Here is a 20,692-nt window from a genome sequence, read left to right as displayed (position 1 = left end):
CTTCATTCCTCGTTGTAGGCTTGATCATACGATGCTCTGGCCTGTTCAACTAGCGAGTAATTTTCTTTTGTCCACTGATTCAGCGCTCTCATCGGCTCAAGCAAAGATTCTCCCAGCGTAGTGAGAGAGTATTCGACGATTGGCGGGACGGACGGTGTAATAACACGCTTAACCAATCCGTTTCGTTCCAACTGCCGGAGGGTTTGGGTCAGCATTTTTTTGGAAATGCCTTCGATTCGTCTTCTTATCTCGCCGTAACGAATGACTCCATCTTCCATGGCATAGATGACCAATGCTGTCCATTTGTTGGAAACGATCTCAAGTACCTTGCTGTATCCGCAAATGGATAAAGATATATCGGGCTGTATCGTTTTATGTGAATATGACGAATTCATCTGACATCCTCCTGTGCACCTTTAGGTTCCCTGGACACTATAAAGTGCCTCCTTACTAAAGTGTAGTATATGTATTAATGTATGTCTATACCATCCAAAAAAGGAGAGAGCTCTCATGAAAGTATACGAAATTCAAGGCGCATTTGGAATTGATCAGTTGAAGGAAGTCGTTCGTCCGGTACCAGTTCCGGGTCCAGGCCAAGTCTGCATCAAAATGCGGGCGGTTTCCCTTAACTCCAGAGATTTGGGTGTAATTGATGGGTTTTACAATCCCGAATTGAATGCACCATTAATTCCGGTGTCTGATGGTGTGGCCGAAGTTGTCGCATTGGGAGAGGGAACGACGAGCTTCAAGACTGGCGACCGGGTGAGCGGGATTTTCGCGCAGAGCTGGATTTCCGGAGAGGCTACGCGGGATAATTGGGTAAGCACACTGGGAAGTCCGCTGAATGGAATGCTTGCGGAGTATGCCGTACTCCCAGAGGAAGGGCTTGTTCGAGTGCCCGATCATTTGACGGATGAAGAGGCGGCGGCGCTTCCATGCGCAGGGGTGACGGCGTGGCACGCTATCGTGGAAGAAGGCCGGGTCAAAGCGGGTGATACCATTGTCGTGCAAGGCACAGGAGGTGTCTCGTTGTTCGCGCTTCAATTCGCCAAGCTTCACGGCGCATCGGTGATCGTGACGTCAAGCAGCGACGAGAAGCTTCAGCGGGCTAAGGAACTCGGGGCGGATTTCGGAATCAATTACAAACAAACGCCCGAATGGGATCAAATCGTTCTGGAACTAACGGGTGGCCGCGGTGCTGATCATATCGTCGATCTCGGCGGATCGGCTACACTGAACAAGTCGATTGCGGCGCTGCGGGTGGGCGGTCAAATCAGCTTGGTAGGGGGTCTATCGGGGTATCAAGTGGATGGTTTTGCAATTATCCCCGCCATTTTAAGAAGAGCGCGCCTGCAAGCCATTAACGTCGGCAGCCGCGACATGTTTGAAACAATGAACCAAGCCATCCGGCAAAACGGGCTTCGCCCGGTCGTTGACCGTGTGTTTCCATTTGATCATGCGGTTGAAGCGCTGCATTATTTTGCCGAGGGCTCGTATTTTGGCAAGATTTGCATTAAATTTTAACTTGTATAGAGTTTAAGACCGAGAGACCGGGAATCCAGGAAGGGTTCCCGATTCTCTAATCGGCAGCTGTTGATGACACAGGAGTACTTATGAGAAGGCTCGAGAGTACGCCTCAGCCAGCCCGCAGTTAACCGAAACGGACTTTCGGCTGGACCGGATGATGTCTTCCTTCGCCAGTTCATGGAGCGGCGAGCTGGATACTCGCGGGTTGATGGGCGATCCAGAGGTTCGTACTTATTTTCAAAAAGTGGAGATTACCGCGGAAGTGAAGACGAATGAAACGGATGAGCGTATCCGGCAGCTTCAAGAGACAACGGATCGCCGCTGCCCGCTGTTTAATACAATAAAAGCGGCAGATGTTGAAATCGTCACGACCTGGACAAAAGCCGCGTAACCGGTATAAATGAAATAGCAAGAACAAGTAAATAGGCGCTGCCGATCACGCGAAATGCACCCCATAGAAAATTTCTAGAGGGTGCATTTTTTGTGTTGAAATTTTATGAAAATTTTATTTAAAATTTGATAAAATCATAGCATGACTTTAGCCATATCAAAAAAAGCCGCAAAGAGAGGAATTGGATATGAACCGTTTAATTATCGATACGGATATTGGCAGCGATATTGATGACGCCATGGCGCTTGCGCTGGCGATGAAGTCCCCGGAACTGATGCTCGAGGGCGTTACAACTGTGTACGGAGATGCCGATTTGCGCGCCCGGATGGTCGTCAAAATGCTTAAACACGGCGGCAGAGAAGACGTGCGTGTATACGCCGGTCTGGATCGGCCGCTGCTTGGCAACCGTGAAATATGGATGGCCGGCCACGAAGGGAAGGGGCTTATTGAGGAAGGGGAATCGCTTCCTTACGAAGAGCGCCACGCTGTCGATTTCATCATCGATACCATTATGGCGAATCCAGGCGAAATCACACTGGTCCCGATCGGACCGCTGACGAACATCGCCGCCTGCCTGATCCGCGAGCCGAGGGTCGCCGAGAACGTCAAAGAAATTATTTTGATGGGCGGCGTTACCCGGCTTGGCCGCAATGCCGCAGAGTTGCCTGTGACCGAGCATAATATAGTCAGCGACCCGGAAGCGGCGTCTGTCGTATTTAGCAGCGGCGCGCCTATCGTCATGGTCGGACTGGATGTCACGCTGCAGGTTATTATTACCGATCAACATCGCAAGCAGCTGCAGGAGACGAACGATCCGCTGAATGCCGCATTGGCCCGGCAGATGGATTTCTGGTTCGATTTTATTAAAGAGAAGAAGACGTTTATGCATGACCCGCTCACCGTCTCGCTTCTCATTGACCGGTCGCTTGTCCAAACCGAGAAAATGAATGTAACCGTCGAATACGATCACCGTGCGAAGACAGGCCAAACCGTCGCTGTTCGCGCAGAGGACGGCAATGTGGAGGTATGTCTCGAAGTGGATAGCGAACGGTTTCTGGAGATGCTGATGAACCGTTTGACCGGACAAGCCTGATTCGAATCACGATTACGCTGGGAAGTAGTCGTTCAAGCGTTTCCATATTATATTATAGTGAGCAATAGATTTATATCATGATGCATAAAAAGGGGGAGATTCAGTTGTTTCATCCAATGAGTCTTATCATACCGTTTCTGATATTGCTGCCAAATCTTATGTTTTTTAGATTCCAGCCAAGGAATGGACCTAACCAAGGAGAAGAAAAAGGGAATCCAATTCTCTCGGCGGCAGAAGGGGTTGGACGGATCGGGGTATTTATAATTCCTATTTTCTCATCGATACATATTGAAAATTCATATGAAGTAATCTCGCTGATCGGAATGTTCCTATCTCTATCGCTTTATTACTTAGGATGGATACGTTATTTTAGGCGGGGCAGAGAATTTAGCCTATTGTTCGCTCCAATGATTGGGATTCCGGTACCTCTAGCGATTAACCCGGTCCTCTATTTCCTTTTTGCCTCGGTCGTGCTGCACTCAGCTTATCTATTAATCTGCGGTGTGATTCTTGCCATTGGACATATACCGGGCAGTTTGAACTCATACAAAAAGGACGTATGATGCTTACGCCAGGCTGTATTAGATCTTTCTAGGGTAAACCGACCCGAATAATCAGCATATTGGTGCTTTTTTACTAAAGATTTCCGATTTTTATCCGATACATATAGATAGGCTACCAAGGATTGTAAACCCGGTGATTTTATTCAAAACAAAGTGTCTAAGACGAAAGGCGGTAATGACAGATGGCGGAATTAACAAACCAACTAGGACGGTATCACATGTGGGTTGATCCCAAAGCAAAGGTGCTTCACATTGACCTCTTTGGTTTTTTCGGGGTGGATGAGGCAGAGCAATTTTTTGTAGAGTACGAAAAGAATGCGGACTCTCTTAACAAGGATGAATACAGCATCGTAATCGACTGCCACGGCCTTTCGACCTTTAAGCCTGATTTACTGCCATATTTGCGTGATGCGTATCAAGCGTATGCGGAATTCAAATCGGTGGGCTTCATTAATCCTCAAAATCCTATAGGCCAAATGCAGCTTAAGCGGGTTGCACGGGAAACGAACATGCGGGACAAGTTCCAGTTCGTGGATGACCCTGGAAAGCTTCAGCTATAATAAACCAGGCAGCACGTCGAGATAGATACCACCAGGAGTGCTGCCTTTTGCGATGCCGAATATTGAAAAGGGTGTGAAAATAATGAGTGCAAATGTAAAAATTTGCGGGGTAGCGATTTATCATCCGGACAATAAAGTTGGCAACGAGTACTTTGTGAAGCATTTTGAACGTCAAGGGAAGGATATTACGGGGCTTCTTGAAGTGACTGGGCGTGAGACTCGGTATCTGTCAAATGATCCCCATGAAAACCCATTAACGATGGGAATTGAAGCGGCCAAAAGAGTACTATACCAAACGGGTATTGATAGCGCTGAGTTAGATATGATCGTTTTTTCATCCGGAACACCCGAGTATGTCCAACCGACCAACGCAGTTAAGGTGCATCATGCACTCGGCGGCAAGAATTCGGCTATCGTCTATGATATCAACTCCAACTGTGTGGGAATGGTCGTCGCGCTGGAACAGATCAGCCGCAATATGCTGTCGAATCCCAATGTGAAATATGCCATGATCGTTGGAGCGGAGCAATTGAACAAATACTCCAGGACTAATGAAGAAGTTCCTTATTCCAATTTTGGGGATGCCGCTGCCGCCCTTATCCTTGAACGAGTGGAGGACAGCAATTGCGGATTTATTGATTCTTCATTCTATACGGATTCTTCGCTGCATAATACGATTGTTCTGCCTGCCAAGGGATTCTCCAATATTTACAGGGAGGACTTAGAGGAGAGCGACAAACGAATCGAATGGCTGCCGTTCGATACGGATGAAGCATTCTTGAGTGCGAAGAACGCCATCGAAAGACTGCTCAAGGAGAACGGACTGACCAAGTCGGATGTCAAAAAATACTTCCTGTCTCAATTTGCCAAGAAAAATATCGATATCATTTGCGATCAGCTTAACGAAGACCGTGTGAAATTCAAGTTTATCGGGGATGAGTTTGGATACACAGGGACAAGCAGCCCGTTTATTGCCTTTGCCAAATCGATTGAAGAGGGCGAAATCAAACGCGGGGATGTCATCGTCTTCTGGTCGGTAGGGGCGGGAATTACTTCTTGCAATGTGATTTATAAATATTAATAGACGTATTTAATTCAAAAAGCATTCCTCTTGTGGATTTGGAGAGGGATGCTTTTTTTTTCTACGTCTGCCCGTTTCACTAACCAATCAACGGTAAAGTCCTTCCTACCGGGTAATAAAGGGTAAGGAAGGAGGGGCTTCTTATGCCTTCAATCAAAAACCGAATTGTTCCTGAGCAAAAAGTATATTTCCACAGCGAGCTGCGACACTGTCCCCATTGCGGGACTAAACTGAAGCGGCATCATACCGCTTGGCATAAAAATGTAAATACATTGTCCGGAATCATTGAGGTTTGGAGCATGGCATACTCGTGCCCGGGGCCTAACTGCCCCTACCCTAAAGCGTATTATCGTTCAGCCCAAGCTGATGCTTTAGTTATGAAACACACGTCTTATGGCTTCGATGTGCTTGCGCTCGTTGGCGAGCTTCGCTTCAAGCACCACTACACCCTTGCGGAACTAAACGAGGAATTGAACCAACGAGGTGTCGTGACCTCTGAGCGCAATTGTATGCGGCTGTACGAACGCTATCTCACCTTGCTCCGTGCTTCGGTGACCGACCATCTTCGCGAGAAGTTGGCAGATGTCGTACGGGAATATGGCGGTCTGCTTCTTTCCATGGATGGAGTTCAACCCGAAAAGGGAAACGAGACGCTGTACGTGGTGCGGGAAGGATTTAGCGGCAGCATTTTGGCAGCTAAAAACTTGAAAAGCGGCAGCGCGGAAGAATTGAAGCGTCTACTCGAACCGGTGGAACAGTTAGGCTTTCCCGTCATTGGACTCCTCAGCGATGGCCAACATTCGATCCGTCTGGCGATGTCCGGGCTGTGGCCGGACATCCCGTACCAGTACTGTCAGTACCACTACCTAAAGGACATTGCCAAACCTGTCATGGAGCTTGACCGAAAACTCAAGACAGGCATTAAGAAAAACTTGCGCGGTATCCGTGAATTGGAAAAACAAGTGCAGTGCGAATCCTCCGACGAAGCCGAGATTACCAAGGAATACCTGGCGGCCGTACGCTCCATTTTGCTGGAAGATGGCAATCCGCCTCTGGATCTTCCCGGTATCCGGGTTTACGAAGGGGCAAAGGCGATCCAGAAATCACTGAAACGCTGCTCTAAAAAAGGGGGCTCCGATTCAACGGGAAGCTGCTGAAGCTTTTTGAGAAGCTCGAGACCTTCCATCCTCAATATGAGGCGGTGAAGCGCTGGCTTCGTCCTCTCGAGGATGCCGCCCATATTCTAAATCCCAAACCGGGACAAACCGCTGCCTCCGTCCGTCTGCAGATGCAATGGCTAAGAGACGAACTGGAGAATACGTATACTCGCGAAGAGGATGTGATTATGGTTACCAATTTCCGGCGATATACAGAGGGGTTTTGGGAGGGCCTCTTTGCGTGTTATGACACCTCTTATCTGCCCCGAACCAACAATGACCATGAACGATATTTTCGTCAGACCAAGACACGTCACCGTCGAATGACGGGGCTGCGTAGTTGGAACCGTTACATTTGGCGCAATGGAGAATTTATTGTCTGGGTGGATGATGCCCTGGACCAAGCCGACCTTTTAAGTCGACTCCGACATGTAGAATATGCCTCCTACCGCCAAGAACGGAGTCAGTGGGAATCCCGTCTGTTGGAAGGTGTACAACGACTCCGCTTTCGTCGAAACCCGAATTTGTACTTGGCTCGCCTTGAACAACGGGTTTGTTTGCTAAACGGGCAGTCGTAGTTTTTTTTTCGTTCATCCTACCCAGGGGATTGTATGTGGAGAAAATGGATTTTTCATCCAGTTCAATCACCTTATCCAATCGGTTTCTCTGACATAAGATACATTATCATACCGAAAGGAGATAGAACATGAGTGATAGAGAATTTGATGTAGATGCTCTTGCAGCCGCACTAGCCGCAGCATTACAGGCACAACTGAGCTTTAACAAAAACGAAAATGACAACGATAATGACAATGACAACGACAATGAGAATAAAAACGAAAATGACAACGAAAACGAAAACAAGGCACGGGCAAAAGCTTTGGCTGAAGCTTTCGCTAAAGCTTTTGCAAGTGCAAAAGCCAAAGCGGAGGCAGAGCAGGAACTCAAACAGGAATCCGAGCAAAAAGCTAGACAAAAATCCGATCAGGATTCCGATCAGGATTCCGATCAAAACATTTATATCGAGGTTAAGAACGGTAACGCACATGTAAGACGAAGAAAAAAATGGTAATACAGCCAAACTCAAAACCAATAATCTTCAGATAAGGGGATAGCACATTGAGAAATTACGAAGATTTTCTTTCGCTGGCCATCGCAGTTGCCTTGCAGCTTCAAAAAAACTTAAACAAGAACGAAAATGAGAACGAAAACGAAAACGAAAATGAAAATGAGAACAATAATGAGAACGAAAATAAGAACGAAAACGAAGCTCTTGCAAAGGCAATAAGTGAAGCTTTTGCCAAAGCATTCGCCCAAGCTTTTGCTTCTGCCAAAGCAGAGCAAGAGGCCAAACAGGAATCCGAGCAGAAGGCTGAACAAAAATCTGAGCAGGAGTCCGAACAGGAATCCGAGCAAAGAATTTTTATTCAAGTCAAAAACGGTAACGCACACGTAGATTACTAATTCTAAAAGATCTTAAGTTCATGTGTTGAGATGCCGGCCGGACAGTTCATCTTACCACTGAGCTGTCCGGTATCATTTCATTCTTCTGAGGGTTTTAATGATTCAATGACATCCGTAAAAGTTTTACGGTTCTCAGAAATAATTCCATCGAGTCTGCCTAAAATCTCATCGATATTCATGGCTTTTTTATGCTCTTCATCCATGAAATGATAATAGAATAAGACCATAGCATAAGCGATTCCTGTATTATCTACATATACTATGCCGTTTCCGCTTTGCTTGACACTTGCATTTCCGTTTTCATTTTTTAGGTCAGCATTGAGTTTCCCGAAGAATTTTTCCTGTAGCTGTTTGATTTGACGTGTGATTATATGTTCAACGAGATCTGTAATTTCTTTTTCATTTTGGATCACATGATCACTCCTAATTTATAATCCTCTGTTATGACGTCCGCTTCCTCGAATCGAGCCATTACCGTTCTCTCCAGTGATTTTTATGTTTACATCCTCTAGAGTGGATACTTTGGTGTACTTCTTCTGGTATGTCTTCTTCACAATTTTGTTTTCTTTGCTCCTGACCTGTTCAAAGCCGTCTGTCCGCTTGACTGTCAATTGCGAGTGATCTGCTGACTCTGTATCAGAATCACTCTGATGAAAAGGGACCTTTCTCTTTTGCAAAAAATCTATTGCAGCCGTATCGCTGGCTTCTTCCGCTTCGAAAGTGCGCCCCCAGGTGATCGGACAATCATTAACGACTGGCGCTTTTTGCGGGATGCTTTGCATAAACTGAGACTTCTGGCTATTTTCCAACGTTGTATCGGGATCACTCTTTAAACCAGGTTCGCTGATCACCGTTGCGGGACTCGTCACTGCTTGGGTATTTTTATTCTCTTTGATAATCGGTACAGGCATATTCTGTTTAGGGCCGTTGCTGTCTTCCCTCGGAAGGTGTATGTTTGTTGGTTGATTCGGGTGCTCTGCCAACCCTGTGCTGGATTGACTGTGCTGAATGTGTAAACTCACGTCCTGCTCTTTCGTCATCATATGTGGCGGGTTGGTTGCAACGTTTGGGTTGGGCGCCGCCTGTGGGGGGGTATTAATTGTATTCTCCTTGACAATCTGTACAGGCATATTCTGTTTAGGGCCGTTGCTGTCTTCCCCCGGAAGGTGTATGTTTGTTGGTTGATTCGGGTGCTCTGCCAACCCTGTGCTGGATTGACTGTGCTGAATGTGTAAACTCATGTCCTGCTGGTTGATCATCATATGTGGCGGGTTGATTGTAACATTTGGGACGGGTGCCACCTGTGGGGTGGTATTAATCACAAGTGGTTCTTTTGAAACTGGGGGATCGCGGGAAACGACTATTTCTTTGATATCTGTGATAGTTATAGAACGCACTGCGCCTGCTCTTATTACTCCTTTTTTCCTTTTGGAATGTCTAGAGCGCTTTTTCCGATTTGAGGGCCGGGTTTTTCGTAAACTTCTCGTGCCGCAGTTTATTTTCTTGTGGATCTTAATACGTAATTTTCCGCTTGAGTCGAAGAACAATATGATCTTTTTCAGCCTTTTCAGTCGTTTCAGCCGTTTGCTTACCAAGCGTATTTTAATACTTTTGTCACTGTACACTTTTGTGGTATAAATATTGCCACTTTTCAAGGTCATCCTCCTCAACCAGTGTCTTTGTTATATATGTACGATTATCCTAGACAGATGGGAAGGGCGGATTGACTATAACATTTTATCCAGTGGTCGTATGAAAAAGGCATCCGCCTCACAGATCCGTTCCCCTTTATAGATCAAATGGTCAAAAATATTTAAAATAATAATGAAGCATCATTATGAAGCTTCATTATTTATCAAGCGCCGAGAGGGTGACAGCGGCAATTTGGTCCAAGACCTGCGGGTTGTCAGTCATTTTAGCCGCTTGGGTTAATGCATACCGCGCATGATATAAATACCTTGCAAGGGCGAGCAGGTCATCATGGCGGCCGCTCAGTTCGCCTTGTTCCCGGGCCCGAACCAATGCGTCATAAAAGGCTTTTTCCAGTCGTTCCATGTCGTGTTTGAAAAATGCCGCAATTTCCGGGTCGTGAGGGATTTGATCAATGGCGCTATGCAAAATGAAACATTCCTTGCGGCGCAGATCATCCTGCAGAACGGCTACAATTTCGTAAAAAATGTCGGCAATGGCTTGCTTCGCCGAACCCGAGCGCTCCAGATAGGAGATTACGGCTGCCGATTTCTCATTGACATAATATTTGACTGCCGAGATAAAGAGGTCTCTTTTGGTTCCATACGTATCGTATAGACTTTGGCGGGCAATCCCTAAACCGTCGAGCAAATTTTGGAGCGAGGTTCCCTCAAAGCCGTAGTGTCCAAATACTTCCATAGCCTTATGCAGCACAAGAGTCGTATCGAACTCCTTGCTTCTTGCCATACATTCCACCTCCGTTTAGATGTTATCATACACTTTTCCAGATCGTTTAGTCAATAAAAAAATAATCGCTGCCAAAGATGAAGGGAAATTAACATGCGGGTAGAGGGTTGACAACAATTTTGGTTGTAAGTATTATTATTACAACGAAAGGGTGATTGCAGTGAGAATCAGCAGCCGGTTTTCAATAGCTGTCCATATGTTATCCCTGATTCACGTCCGGACGGATCTTCTGACTTCGGAACAGATTGCCGACAGTGTAAACACGAATCCCGTGATTATCCGCCAAATCAGCCGGTTATTAAAAAAATCCGGTCTGCTTGATGTGAAACGTGGCTCCGGCGGTGCCTTCCTGCTAAAGGATGCCTCCGATATCTCCTTGTATGACGTCTATAAAGCCGTTGAAGTGGTGGAGGAAGGGGAGCTGTTCCACACGCATGACCATCCGAACCCGAACTGTTGGGTGGGCGCGAATATTAATCAGGTTTTGGAGCTTATTTTATTGAAGGCTCAAACGGCTATGGAACAAGTTCTGCGGGAGATTTCCATAAAAGAAATAACGGAGCTTATTGTTCAAAGAAAGAATGCTTAATGCTTCTGCGGAAGCATAATTTTTTTAAGTTCGTTGTAATGATGATCATTACAACAAATATTCAATTTTGAAGGGGGTGAGGACAATGTAGCAATGAAATTGCAGGCCCATTTTTACCGGCTACATATTATTTATTTTCAAGGAGGAACATCAAATGTCAGATATCAGCAACGCAGAGACGGAAATCAAGGTGCTTGAGTGGGAGCAAAATGTGAATTCGTACGTACAACTGATCCCTAATATTGAGTTCTCCAACATAGAGGGAACTTCATTGAAATTGAATTTGCTGGTGTACCGGGACCCGATGGATGCGTTATTTAACCGGGAAGGGAATAAAGAAACGTATCCCTTGATTATTTATTTGCAAGGTTGCGGGTGGGGATGGTCGGAGCAGGACATTTTCGCGTTTGTCCCCCAGTTGGCTGAATTTGCGAAACAAGGCTACGTCGTCGCAACTGTTCAATACAGAGGAAGCGGAAAAGCGCTGTTCCCGGGTCAGCTTCACGATGTGAAAGCGGCTGTACGTTTCTTAAAAGCCAACGCATCCCAGTACAATATTGATCCGGAGCGAGTAGGGGTATGGGGAGACTCATCGGGCGCGCACTTGGCGCTTTTGCTTGGATTAACGGAAGGCATTGAGGAGTTTGACGGAGACCGGGAATATCTTCAGGAATCCAGTAAGGTTCAGGCGATTGTAGACTGGTTCGGTCCGACGGATTTTCTGTCCATGAGTCAATATCCGTCTGTGTTTGACCATGATTCACCGCATTCACCGGAATCGAAGCTGGTAGGCGGAGCTATTCAGGAGCATAAAGATAAAGCGAGAAAAGCAAGCCCGAGTCAGTATGTGCGCCCTGATGCGCCTCCGATTTTAATGATGCACGGGGATCGGGACGACGTAGTACCGTTTGAACAAAGCCTTGATTTTTTCAAGACGATGAAGCAGGCAGGGAATGATATAACGTTGTATAAAATAACGGGCGGAGGCCATATCGGCTTCACTCAGCCGCACACGCTTGATGTGGTGAAATCGTTCTTCAAGACCCATTTACAAGACCGTTAATTCAGTTCAACCGCCATTTTTGAAAATCATACAAAACAAAAGGGAGACGAGTTTGAGTAAAATTCGGGCTCCCTTTTGTTTGTTACAGCAAAGTAGAAACAAGAATTTATTTCGACTTGAATAAGCCCGATAAATCACAATAATATACTTAATGAAACTATATGAATAAAATATCACTACTTCCAAAAGTGAAATTACTGCATTTATAATATCAAAGTGATCCGATAATTCTATTCCTAATTGAGGAGGTGAACCAAAGAGGATTGCTGGTTGCCGGATTAACTAACACTTGGAGGAACATAATGATTTCAAAAAAGAAATTAATTCAATCGATCGCTGGTGCTGCTCTCATCCTTGGAACAATGCTATTCGTATCAGCATGCAGTAATGCGGCTACGGCTGATAAAACAGCTGAACCCGCCAAAAAAGAGATTCAGCTGTTGAAGGAGCTTCCACAGCCCAAATCAATGACAGTAGATCCTGCTTGGATGCAAGTGAGGCAGAGGTAATGGTTCAAACCGCGCAGCGTTTTTACGCATTCTGGAACACGGGTAATGAGGATTTTGTATCGCAGGCCGTTTCACCGGACTTCATGGATAATACGCTGCCGAAGGGGAGACCTCAAGGCCCGGAAGGCTTGAAATTCGCTTCCAGCAGATTCCGTAAAATCGTTCCTGATTTGCAGTGCAGCATTGAGGACTTATTGGTGGTTGGCGACAAAGTAACAGCCCGTCTCTCATTCACCGGTACGGACACTGGCGAGTTCATGGGGAACAAGCCGACCGGGAAGCCCATTCATTTCATGGCAATCGATATTTTACGCATCAAGGATGGGAAACTCGTTGAAGATTGGCACTTGGAAGATAATTTGACGTTCATGCAGCAAATCGGCGTCGTTCCGGAAAATTAACCCTGCTAGGACTCCATTCCATTAAAAGAGGGTATCCCATAAGCCATGGAAATGGCTGCTGGGACGATTTTTTTGAGGGGGAATTTAGGCAGGTGTACAGGGTAAATGTATTTTCAGTCCCTGGAGCATGATGAAGCAAAGTATGCAAAAAACCTGAGATTGTGCAACTTTTGGTCGCCTGAGAACAGCCATTGTATAACATGCCTACAGAAATACAGGCTTTTCTCCGCTCAGCCTCAAATTCAGTCAGCACAGCCTCAAATTCCTGTATGATCTCCTAGGCCCCCTAATTAAACTGGAGTCCTCCCACCCAATAATTTAAACTGGAGCTAAGGGGGAGATGACGAGGATGGGAAAGAGGCTGAAAGAGGAAGAACGGCTTAAAGTTGTTAAGGAAGCGTTAGCTGGAGTTAAGGTGGGGGTATTATCCCGCATGTATGACATCCATCCAGAAACCATACGCGGGTGGATTAGGGATCATCGTGACTCCATTCCACCCGAAGATATTCCGGTTGCAGATGAGCATCTTCAAGAACTTCAGCGACTACAGGATGTGGAACAGCGCTACGAAAAGGCCATGAAGGTGCTCGGGGAAAAAGAACTGGAGCTTGAGATTCTGCGAGAACTGCTAAAAAAGAAAGACCCCGCTTATCCGAAAAATTCGAAGTAGCAGACCTATTTATTAAGCGGGGGGAACCGGTGGCATGGGTTCTGCGCATCCTTGGATTATCCGAATCGACGTACTACGATCGTAAAAAACGAGCTGCCCGTCCGGCAACAAAACGCCCACCAGAAGGCCAGATGGGGCGTCCGGTGCCGGGCTACTCCTTCACGGTTACGGGAGAGAAAGTCAGTGACGAACAAATCAAGGAATGGCTGCTTGAGCTCCTCGAAGGCGAAGAGCATGTCTATGGCTACAAACTTCTTGCGCAATGTATTCGTAACCGGTACAGCGTAAAGCTGAACAAGAAGAAAGGATATCGCTTGTGTAAAGAGCTAGGGATTCTTCAGCAATCCCGTAAGCGCCTCCCCTCACATCCACGCCGGCTTCCCAAGAACCGGGTCGTCACAGGGTCCAACCAGTTGTGGCAAATGGACATCAAGTACGGCTACATCATCGGCCAGGAACGTTTCTTTTTCGTGCTTAGTATCATTGATGTATTTGACCGTGTCGTGGTCCAGCAGTACAGAGGACCCGTATGTGAGGCCAAACATGCGGTCCAAACCCTATGGCGAGCGCTACAGAGTCGTCTCCAATCCGGAGAAGTCATGCCCGTGATTCGAACGGACAACGGGCCGCAATTCGTCAGCAAGTTATTTGGAGATACCTGTGAAAGCCTGGACATGATTCACGAACGCATCCCGCCGCGGACACCGAATATGAATGCCTACATTGAATCCTTTCATAGCTTAATGGAACGCGATCTGTTCAGCAAAAGAGAGTTCATGACCTTCGACGAAGCCTATGAGGCCCTCGATCAATATATGGACTTCTACAACAACCGCAAGATGCATGGCAGCTTGAAATTAATGCCTCCAGCGAAGTTTTCAGAGTGGGTTAAAACGCTGGAAGACTCATCGACATTTCATAAAGCCATGTAATATCTTGAAATAAAGAGTTATTTTACGAACGCTTGTTAATTGTAGGGCATGACTCCGGATTAAAGGGGCCTAGCCGTCTTAGCTGTTTTGCAAGACCAGGCCGCCCTAAAAATCTTTTTCGAGTCTCCCGAATTCACTTTCTTACTCTATGAAAACGTTCCGATGAACAATCCCTAAGCGAGTGCCTGATTCCTAACCTGATTCCATGGAGGGGCGACGAATAGAACAACATACGCCGGCGGGTCTTTCAATAACCGAAAGACCTGCCGGCTTTTCCACTTATGGGACAGCATCAATAAACGTCCCGCAAATACCGCTTGCGCAGAGACATCTCTTTCACATAATCCTTCGCTGCATCCGCAGTCATCCCGCCATGCTCCCGAATGACTGTTCGGAGCGCGGTATCCACCTCTTTGGCCATTTGATTGGCATCTCCGCATACATAGAAGTGGGCTCCTTCCTGAAGCCAGGCCCATAGCTCCGCGCCGTGCTCGATCATGCGGTGCTGGACATAGATTTTGTCGGCCTGGTCGCGGGAAAAGGCGGTATCCAGAAGATGGAGGAAGCCTTCCTTCCGGAAAGCTTCGAGTTCATCCCTGAAGTAAAAATCACAATCCTCGCGCTGTTCCCCGAAGATCAGCCAGTTCTTGCCTCTGGCCCCGGTCGCTCGGCGCTCCTGCAGGAAGCTGCGGAATGGAGCGATTCCGGTACCCGGCCCAACCATGATCACTGGCGCATCCGGATTGGCCGGCGGACGGAAATGAGCATTCTTTTGAATAAAAATCGGAATTTCCGTATCCGGAGCGGCAAGGTCGGCGAGGAATGTGGAGCATACGCCTTTTCGGGAGTTGCCCTTGTAATCGTAACGCAAGGTTGAGACCGTGATATGAACCTCGTCCGGATTCGCTTTCGGGCTGGATGAAATAGAGTACAGGCGGGGCTGCAAAGGCTTGAGCAGCTGAGTAAACTCCGCCGCGCTCATGGGTACTGGAAACTCCTGCAGCACATCGATCAGCTGACGCCCCCACAGCCATTCCTTCAGGTTTGCCTGGTTTTCACTTTTGAGCAGCTCGCACAACCGTTCATTTTGTGAACGATCCCGGATAAACCGGAGCATTTCCGGAGCTATACGGGCAATCTCGAAGTGACGGAGCAGCGCATCGCCAAGCGGCATTTCTCCCTGGCCTTTTACCATAACCTTAACGGAGGGTTCCAGTTTAACCGCGCTCAGCATATCACTAACAAGCTCGGGACAATTGGCCGGCCATACGCCCAGAGCGTCGCCAGCTTCATACTGCAACCCGGTATCCTTAAGGTCGAAAGCATAGTGACGGGTTTCTTTCTCGGAATTCTCTTGATTCAGGCGCCGGTTGAACAGGAGACGCGAATGGATCGGGCGGTTTCGGTTATATCCGCTTTGCTCCAGGTTCTGTGACGCCGCATCAGGTGCAGAAGCTTGGGCCGATTTGCCGGTAACTGCTTCTGAAGGCAGCGCTTGCCCCGGCGAGCTTGCATGCTCGCTTAACAATTCTGCGACGGTATTCGTCCATGTCTCAGCCTGTTCCTGATAATCCGTATCGCAAGGAGCGCATTCAAGCAGCCGCTGAGCGCCAAGCTCCTCCAAACGGGCATCCAGATTTCGTCCGAATCCGCAAAACTGATCGTAATTTGAATCCCCGAAAGCGAGAACGGCGTACCGCAGGTTTGGCACAAGGATCGCATCATCCGCTTGCAGAGCATGAAAGAAGCTTTCTCCATTGTCCGGAGGATCTCCGGCTCCGAAGGTGCTGGCGATGAACAGGACAAAGCGTTCCTTAGCCAGATCCAGCACAGAATATTGGTTCATATTTACAAGTCTAATATCATAACCCAATTCCTGTAACTTCTTCGCGCAGCCGATTGCCGCGCCTTCCGCATTACCGGTCTGCGAGGCCCAAAGTATGGTGACAGGTAATCTGCCCGCAGCCTCTGCTGCCGCAGCCAGTTCATGCTTCGAAATCGTTTCCGCACCTTGAAGGGAACTGCGCGAGAACATCCCGGCCAACAGGCCGTCTACCCAATAGCGTTTGGATGATTCAAGCGGGGCGGTAGGGGGCAGAACCGGAATGCCGGACGCCGCTTGTGAATCCCCGGTGCGCAGACTTGTGATGAAGCCTGATAAATAGGCTTGTTCATGACTATCCAGCGTCATGGTTTTAGGGGATTGAAGGCCCAACAGACTTTCGAGCGTATCCAGTTGCGCCAAATACAATTCCTCCTTCGGATTGACGGTGTTTGCGCTGGTTGGAAGCGGAGTTTGAATTCCAGCATTATCCGGCAGATTCGGCTCCAATGATGGGCGTCCTACAGCCTTGACCAGCGAGACAGAACAAAATTTCAATTCAGGCTGAAAGGACAGGGGATCAACCGAATCATTGGTGACATCGTTTATCGCCAGATTCGTCCCGAATACATCATTCCAGTGGAAGGGGGCGAAGCAGTTTCCGGGCCGCACCCGATCATTAATGACTGCCGGAAGAATGGCCCGCCCCCGTCTCGAACGGATTTCTACCGAATCCTGATCTGTAATTCCAAGCATCGCCGCATCCTCTGGGTGTATTTCAATAAAGGGACCCGGGTTCAGTTTATTCAGCGTAGGGATCTTTCCCGTCTTGGTCAGGGTATGCCATTGATGCTGCAAACGTCCGGAGTTCAGCACAAACGGATAATCGTTGTCCGGCATTTCCGCAGGCGGCATATACGGGCGCGCCCAGAATACTCCTTTTCCGCTTGCCGTCGGGAACACGATACGCGGAGCGCCATTTGCAGGCTTTTTCGGCGCAGGTGTACTGTCAGCTTCATCGCTCAAATAGCGGATCGGGTTCCGGTCGCTCGCGCTGTCCGGAGCACAGGGCCACTGAACCGGCGTTTCGCGCAGCCTTTCGTAAGTTGCGCCGCGAATGTCATAGCCGGTCTTCGGATTCCAGGCCTGCTGGATTTCCCTGTAAACCTCAGCCGAGGAACCGTAGGTAAAAGACTCGGAATACCCCATTTCGCAGGCTACCCGGGCGATAATCTGCCAGTCGGGAAGGGTTTCCCCTGGCGGCTCGACCGCCTTCTGCATCAAGGTCAGGTTGCGCTCGGAATTGATCATTATGCCTTCGGCTTCGGACCATAAAGCGCCGGGGAGCAGGATATCGGCGAATCGGTTCGTCTCGGTATCCAGGAAGGCATCCTGCGTAATAACCAGTTCGGCAGCCTCCAGTCCTGCAATCACGTTCTTGCGGTTCGGCACGGTGGCCACCGGATTGGTGCAGATAATCCAGCAGGCTTTGATATCGCCGGATTTCATACTCTCGAACATGGATACGGTGCCGGTGCCTGCTTCGGTACGAAGGGTGCCCTTGGGAACCTTCCACATCTCTTCGATAAACCTGCGGTCGGCTTCGTCCAGGACGGAACGTTGCCCGGGCAAGCCGGGCCCCATGTAACCCATCTCCCGGCCGCCCATGGCATTCGGCTGGCCGGTGAGAGAGAAGGGGCCGCTGCCCGGACGACATATCGCTCCTGTAGCAAGATGCAGATTGCAGATGGCGTTCGTATGCCAGGTGCCGTGCGTGCTCTGATTGAGGCCCATAGTCCAGCAGCTCATCCAATTCGGCGCCCCGCCAATCCACTCGGCGGCTTTACGGATATCCGCCTCGGGGATTCCTGTAATTTCAGCCACCTTGTCCGGCGGATAATCTTCCAGAAATTCCGGCATGCTCTCAAAGCCGGATGTGAACTCGGCGATGAAGGCCGGGTCCGTATGGCCGTTCTTTACAAGCAGATGCAGCAGGCCGTTAAGCAGGGCGAGGTCCGTCCCGGGCCTGATTTGCATAAACAGATGCGCTTTCTCTGCGGTAGCGGTGCGGCGGGGGTCGACGACAATCAGCTTCGCTCCCGCATTAACCCGGTCCATCAACCGGAGGAACAGAATCGGATGACAATCGGCCATATTGGCTCCGATCACGAAGAACAAATCGGTTGTATCCATATCCTGATAAGAACCCGGAGGCCCATCCGCTCCAAGCGACAGCTTGTAGCCGCTGCCCGCGCTCGCCATACATAGACGAGAATTGGATTCGATATTATTCGTCCTTATGAAGCCCTTAGCGAGCTTGTTGATCAGATATTGGGCCTCCAGCGACATTTGGCCCGAGACATAGAAGGAGAGCGCGTCCGGGCCGTGTTCGTCAAGAATCGCACGGAGCCGCTTGGCGGTATCGCTAATGGCCTCATTCATACCGACTTTGACGGGCTGGGCCTTTCGAACCTGGCGGCTGTAGGCATATTCCATACGCCCCGATTCTGTGATGGCTAAGGCCGCAGTGCTGCCCTTGGTGCACAGTCTGCCGAAATTGGTAGGATGCTCTTTATCTCCGGTGAGTTTGACAACGCGGTTACCGGACACTTCGAGTACGATTCCGCAGCCAACGCCGCAGTAAGGGCAGACACTTTTTACTTTTTTCGTTGTCATGTACGTTCACCCCCACCGAAGTTCTCTTTATTTTTTAGAAATTGACCCCGGATTCCGCTTTGGCCCAGGTTTTTCTCCAGGAACGTGTTACCGCATAAAAAATAAGTGTCGTCAATAATACGATGGAACCTACAACGAGAAATCCTGTGACCTGAGAGCCTGTAGATTGCTTCAGCGGCCCGAGGATGTACGTAGGCAGTAAATATCCTCCCAAACCTCCGGCGGCGCCGACGATTCCCGTAATAACTCCGATTTCACTGGAGAAACGCTGAGGGATGATCTGGAATACCGATCCGTTCCCCATGCCAAGGCAGGCCATCATTACGCTGGTATAAAGAAGCATTACAAGGAATGAAGAGGGCATGGTCGCAATTGCAAAGGCGCATACGGAAATCACACTGTACAAAATCACGAGGAGACGCATGCCGCCAATTTTGTCCGCGATCCATCCGCCGAGAGGCCGGAAGAAGCTGCCAGCAATGACGGTAATGGTAACCAGGTAACCTACCTGTACTTTGGTTAAACCGCCGGAATGCGCGCCATCGCCGTACACATCATAGAAGAAAATGCTCGCATAGTTGGCGAACCCGACAAATCCGCCGAAAGTAATCGCGTAGAACATCGAGAACCACCACGTATCCGCATGCTTGAAGACGCTGAGGTAATTCTTCAATGGTTTAGGCGCAGGGGCATTTGGAGCGTCTTTAACCAAAATAGCGTACACGATCATAACCAGAATGAGCGGGATCATGGCAAGACCAAAAACATTGTGCCAACCGTAAGCCTGAGCGATCTGCGGCCCGAAAAAGGTGGCCAAGGCCGTTCCGCTGTTGCCCGCTCCGGCAATGCCCATCGCAAGTCCCTGATACTGCGGGGGGTACCAGCGGCTGGCCAGGGAGAGCGATACGGCAAAGCTTGCGCCCGCGAAACCGAGCAGGAAGCCGATCATATGAATCTGCTGCAGGCTGGTTCCACCGAGCCACCCCCACAGAAGAGGAATAAGGGTAAGGCCCATACCGGTAAGGCCTGCTTTTTTACAGCCAATACGGTCTGCCAATATTCCCATCGGGATCCGGAACACCGAACCGCCCAGAATGGGGATCGCAACCATCGTAGCTTTTTGGGTGTCCGTTAGGCCGAAATCCTTGGTTATGTAGAGCGATAAAGCTCCGCACAGCACCCAAATCATAAAGCTTACATCAAAATATAAAAAAGCTGACAATAAACTCGGGGAATGACCAGCCTTGCGAAAACCTTTTGCTTCCATCTGTAACTTCCTCCTTTTAATGGTTAAACCGCTGTTTTGTTGGGGACTTGCGGGTTGGTACGGATCGTTCGAGTTTTGCTGCTGTTGCTGCTAACATCGCCCCCTTATAAGAGTACATGTATGGCAAAAAAGAGCCGACTGACAGAACCCGCAAAATTGCGGATTTCGTTAATCGGCCCCGTTGCCAATGCAGCCACATCATTGTGACTGACATATAAATTGTAAGAATAGCAGTACGACAATCCATCCGGCCACAGCATTGTGCGGATCGACTGTTCTGCACCTGAGTTGACACACTATTGTGCCGCCTAAAAATCTTATAATGCCAATATAATTTGCTTTTGAAGCAATGTCAATAATAATAACATAAAAATTTTAAATAATTAATTTAGATGTTGTTTTGCTGTGTTTTTCAAATCCATACGGTATGTAAGCTAACATGAATTATCTGGAAACGCATTCCTTAATCACACGTACTAGCTTGTAGGAAC

Annotated in this window: 18 protein-coding genes and 1 pseudogene; 13 read left to right on the top strand and 6 right to left on the bottom strand. The window is 48.4% G+C overall.

What is annotated here, in order from left to right:
• Positions 1–2 precede the first annotated feature (2 nt).
• Positions 3–395: a winged helix-turn-helix transcriptional regulator gene (locus tag VK70_RS10035; protein WP_025697688.1), complete on the bottom strand. Its 393-nt coding sequence runs from the start codon at positions 393–395 to the stop codon at positions 3–5.
• A gap of 115 nt (positions 396–510) precedes the next feature.
• Between VK70_RS10035 and VK70_RS10030 the strand changes: the two genes are divergently transcribed.
• From VK70_RS10030 to VK70_RS09985, 8 genes are all read left to right on the top strand, one after another.
• A complete protein-coding gene (locus tag VK70_RS10030; protein ID WP_025697690.1) occupies positions 511–1,524 on the top strand; it encodes a zinc-dependent alcohol dehydrogenase family protein in 1,014 nt (337 codons plus the stop codon).
• 157 nt (positions 1,525–1,681) lie between these two features.
• Entirely contained in the window at positions 1,682–1,918 is a 237-nt protein-coding gene (locus VK70_RS10025; RefSeq protein ID WP_081754953.1) for an OsmC family protein, read from the top strand.
• A gap of 187 nt (positions 1,919–2,105) precedes the next feature.
• Positions 2,106–3,011, top strand: a complete 906-nt coding sequence (locus VK70_RS10020) for a nucleoside hydrolase (protein ID WP_036641696.1) — start codon at positions 2,106–2,108, stop codon at positions 3,009–3,011.
• 745 nt (positions 3,012–3,756) lie between these two features.
• Positions 3,757–4,134 (top strand): hypothetical protein, encoded by a 378-nt coding sequence (locus tag VK70_RS10010; RefSeq protein WP_025697700.1) that lies wholly within the window; start codon positions 3,757–3,759, stop codon positions 4,132–4,134.
• 82 nt (positions 4,135–4,216) lie between these two features.
• Positions 4,217–5,215, top strand: a complete 999-nt coding sequence (locus tag VK70_RS10005) for a ketoacyl-ACP synthase III (RefSeq protein ID WP_179945327.1) — start codon at positions 4,217–4,219, stop codon at positions 5,213–5,215.
• A 377-nt stretch (positions 5,216–5,592) separates the two neighbouring features.
• Complete coding sequence (locus VK70_RS10000; protein ID WP_025698584.1) at positions 5,593–6,372, top strand: transposase; 780 nt, start codon at positions 5,593–5,595, stop codon at positions 6,370–6,372.
• A gap of 706 nt (positions 6,373–7,078) precedes the next feature.
• Positions 7,079–7,444 (top strand): hypothetical protein, encoded by a 366-nt coding sequence (locus VK70_RS09990; protein WP_025697516.1) that lies wholly within the window; start codon positions 7,079–7,081, stop codon positions 7,442–7,444.
• A gap of 47 nt (positions 7,445–7,491) precedes the next feature.
• On the top strand, positions 7,492–7,836 hold the full coding sequence (locus VK70_RS09985) for a hypothetical protein (RefSeq protein ID WP_025697518.1): 345 nt from the start codon (positions 7,492–7,494) through the stop codon (positions 7,834–7,836).
• 77 nt (positions 7,837–7,913) lie between these two features.
• On the opposite strand, the gene VK70_RS09980 is transcribed toward VK70_RS09985, so the two are convergent.
• From VK70_RS09980 to VK70_RS09970, 3 genes are all read right to left on the bottom strand, one after another.
• A complete protein-coding gene (locus VK70_RS09980) occupies positions 7,914–8,249 on the bottom strand; it encodes a hypothetical protein (protein WP_025697520.1) in 336 nt (111 codons plus the stop codon).
• A gap of 15 nt (positions 8,250–8,264) precedes the next feature.
• Positions 8,265–9,491 carry a hypothetical protein gene (locus tag VK70_RS09975; RefSeq protein ID WP_046723233.1) on the bottom strand — a complete coding sequence of 409 codons (1,227 nt, stop codon included), beginning with the start codon at positions 9,489–9,491 and terminating at the stop codon, positions 8,265–8,267.
• Between the two features lie 193 nt (positions 9,492–9,684).
• Complete coding sequence (locus tag VK70_RS09970; protein WP_025697523.1) at positions 9,685–10,272, bottom strand: TetR/AcrR family transcriptional regulator; 588 nt, start codon at positions 10,270–10,272, stop codon at positions 9,685–9,687.
• 160 nt (positions 10,273–10,432) lie between these two features.
• Here VK70_RS09970 and VK70_RS09965 point away from each other — a divergent pair, with 160 nt between their 5' ends.
• From VK70_RS09965 to VK70_RS09945, 5 genes and pseudogenes are all read left to right on the top strand, one after another.
• On the top strand, positions 10,433–10,861 hold the full coding sequence (locus tag VK70_RS09965; protein WP_025697524.1) for an Rrf2 family transcriptional regulator: 429 nt from the start codon (positions 10,433–10,435) through the stop codon (positions 10,859–10,861).
• 154 nt (positions 10,862–11,015) lie between these two features.
• Entirely contained in the window at positions 11,016–11,924 is a 909-nt protein-coding gene (locus VK70_RS09960) for a prolyl oligopeptidase family serine peptidase (protein WP_025697526.1), read from the top strand.
• A 362-nt stretch (positions 11,925–12,286) separates the two neighbouring features.
• Positions 12,287–12,834, top strand: a pseudogene (locus VK70_RS09955) (ester cyclase).
• A gap of 349 nt (positions 12,835–13,183) precedes the next feature.
• Positions 13,184–13,504 carry a helix-turn-helix domain-containing protein gene (locus VK70_RS09950; RefSeq protein ID WP_025700192.1) on the top strand — a complete coding sequence of 107 codons (321 nt, stop codon included), beginning with the start codon at positions 13,184–13,186 and terminating at the stop codon, positions 13,502–13,504.
• Between the two features lie 29 nt (positions 13,505–13,533).
• Positions 13,534–14,436 (top strand): IS3 family transposase, encoded by a 903-nt coding sequence (locus tag VK70_RS09945; RefSeq protein ID WP_046723231.1) that lies wholly within the window; start codon positions 13,534–13,536, stop codon positions 14,434–14,436.
• Between the two features lie 292 nt (positions 14,437–14,728).
• On the opposite strand, the gene VK70_RS09940 is transcribed toward VK70_RS09945, so the two are convergent.
• Both VK70_RS09940 and VK70_RS09935 read right to left on the bottom strand, forming a co-directional pair.
• Entirely contained in the window at positions 14,729–18,934 is a 4,206-nt protein-coding gene (locus VK70_RS09940; protein ID WP_046723229.1) for a sulfite reductase subunit alpha, read from the bottom strand.
• A 34-nt stretch (positions 18,935–18,968) separates the two neighbouring features.
• Positions 18,969–20,201 (bottom strand): nitrate/nitrite transporter, encoded by a 1,233-nt coding sequence (locus VK70_RS09935; protein ID WP_025694812.1) that lies wholly within the window; start codon positions 20,199–20,201, stop codon positions 18,969–18,971.
• Positions 20,202–20,692 lie beyond the last annotated feature (491 nt).

Origin of the sequence: Paenibacillus durus ATCC 35681 (assembly GCF_000993825.1) — a bacterium.
GTDB lineage: Bacteria > Bacillota > Bacilli > Paenibacillales > Paenibacillaceae > Paenibacillus_AQ > Paenibacillus_AQ durus_B.
Note: the sequence above shows the minus strand (reverse complement) of the source record. Positions and strands in the feature narration are given on the sequence as shown.

Coding starts and splice junctions, on each gene's coding strand:
- VK70_RS10000 (WP_025698584.1), top strand. CDS start 5,593: ATGAAACACACGTCTTATGGCTTCGATGTGCTTGCGCTCGTTGGCGAG.
- VK70_RS09940 (WP_046723229.1), bottom strand. CDS start 18,934: ATGACAACGAAAAAAGTAAAAAGTGTCTGCCCTTACTGCGGCGTTGGC.
- VK70_RS10005 (WP_179945327.1), top strand. CDS start 4,217: ATGAGTGCAAATGTAAAAATTTGCGGGGTAGCGATTTATCATCCGGAC.
- VK70_RS09960 (WP_025697526.1), top strand. CDS start 11,016: ATGTCAGATATCAGCAACGCAGAGACGGAAATCAAGGTGCTTGAGTGG.
- VK70_RS09970 (WP_025697523.1), bottom strand. CDS start 10,272: ATGGCAAGAAGCAAGGAGTTCGATACGACTCTTGTGCTGCATAAGGCT.
- VK70_RS10010 (WP_025697700.1), top strand. CDS start 3,757: ATGGCGGAATTAACAAACCAACTAGGACGGTATCACATGTGGGTTGAT.
- VK70_RS10025 (WP_081754953.1), top strand. CDS start 1,682: ATGATGTCTTCCTTCGCCAGTTCATGGAGCGGCGAGCTGGATACTCGC.
- VK70_RS10020 (WP_036641696.1), top strand. CDS start 2,106: ATGAACCGTTTAATTATCGATACGGATATTGGCAGCGATATTGATGAC.
- VK70_RS09950 (WP_025700192.1), top strand. CDS start 13,184: ATGGGAAAGAGGCTGAAAGAGGAAGAACGGCTTAAAGTTGTTAAGGAA.
- VK70_RS10030 (WP_025697690.1), top strand. CDS start 511: ATGAAAGTATACGAAATTCAAGGCGCATTTGGAATTGATCAGTTGAAG.
- VK70_RS10035 (WP_025697688.1), bottom strand. CDS start 395: ATGAATTCGTCATATTCACATAAAACGATACAGCCCGATATATCTTTA.
- VK70_RS09935 (WP_025694812.1), bottom strand. CDS start 20,201: ATGGAAGCAAAAGGTTTTCGCAAGGCTGGTCATTCCCCGAGTTTATTG.
- VK70_RS09990 (WP_025697516.1), top strand. CDS start 7,079: ATGAGTGATAGAGAATTTGATGTAGATGCTCTTGCAGCCGCACTAGCC.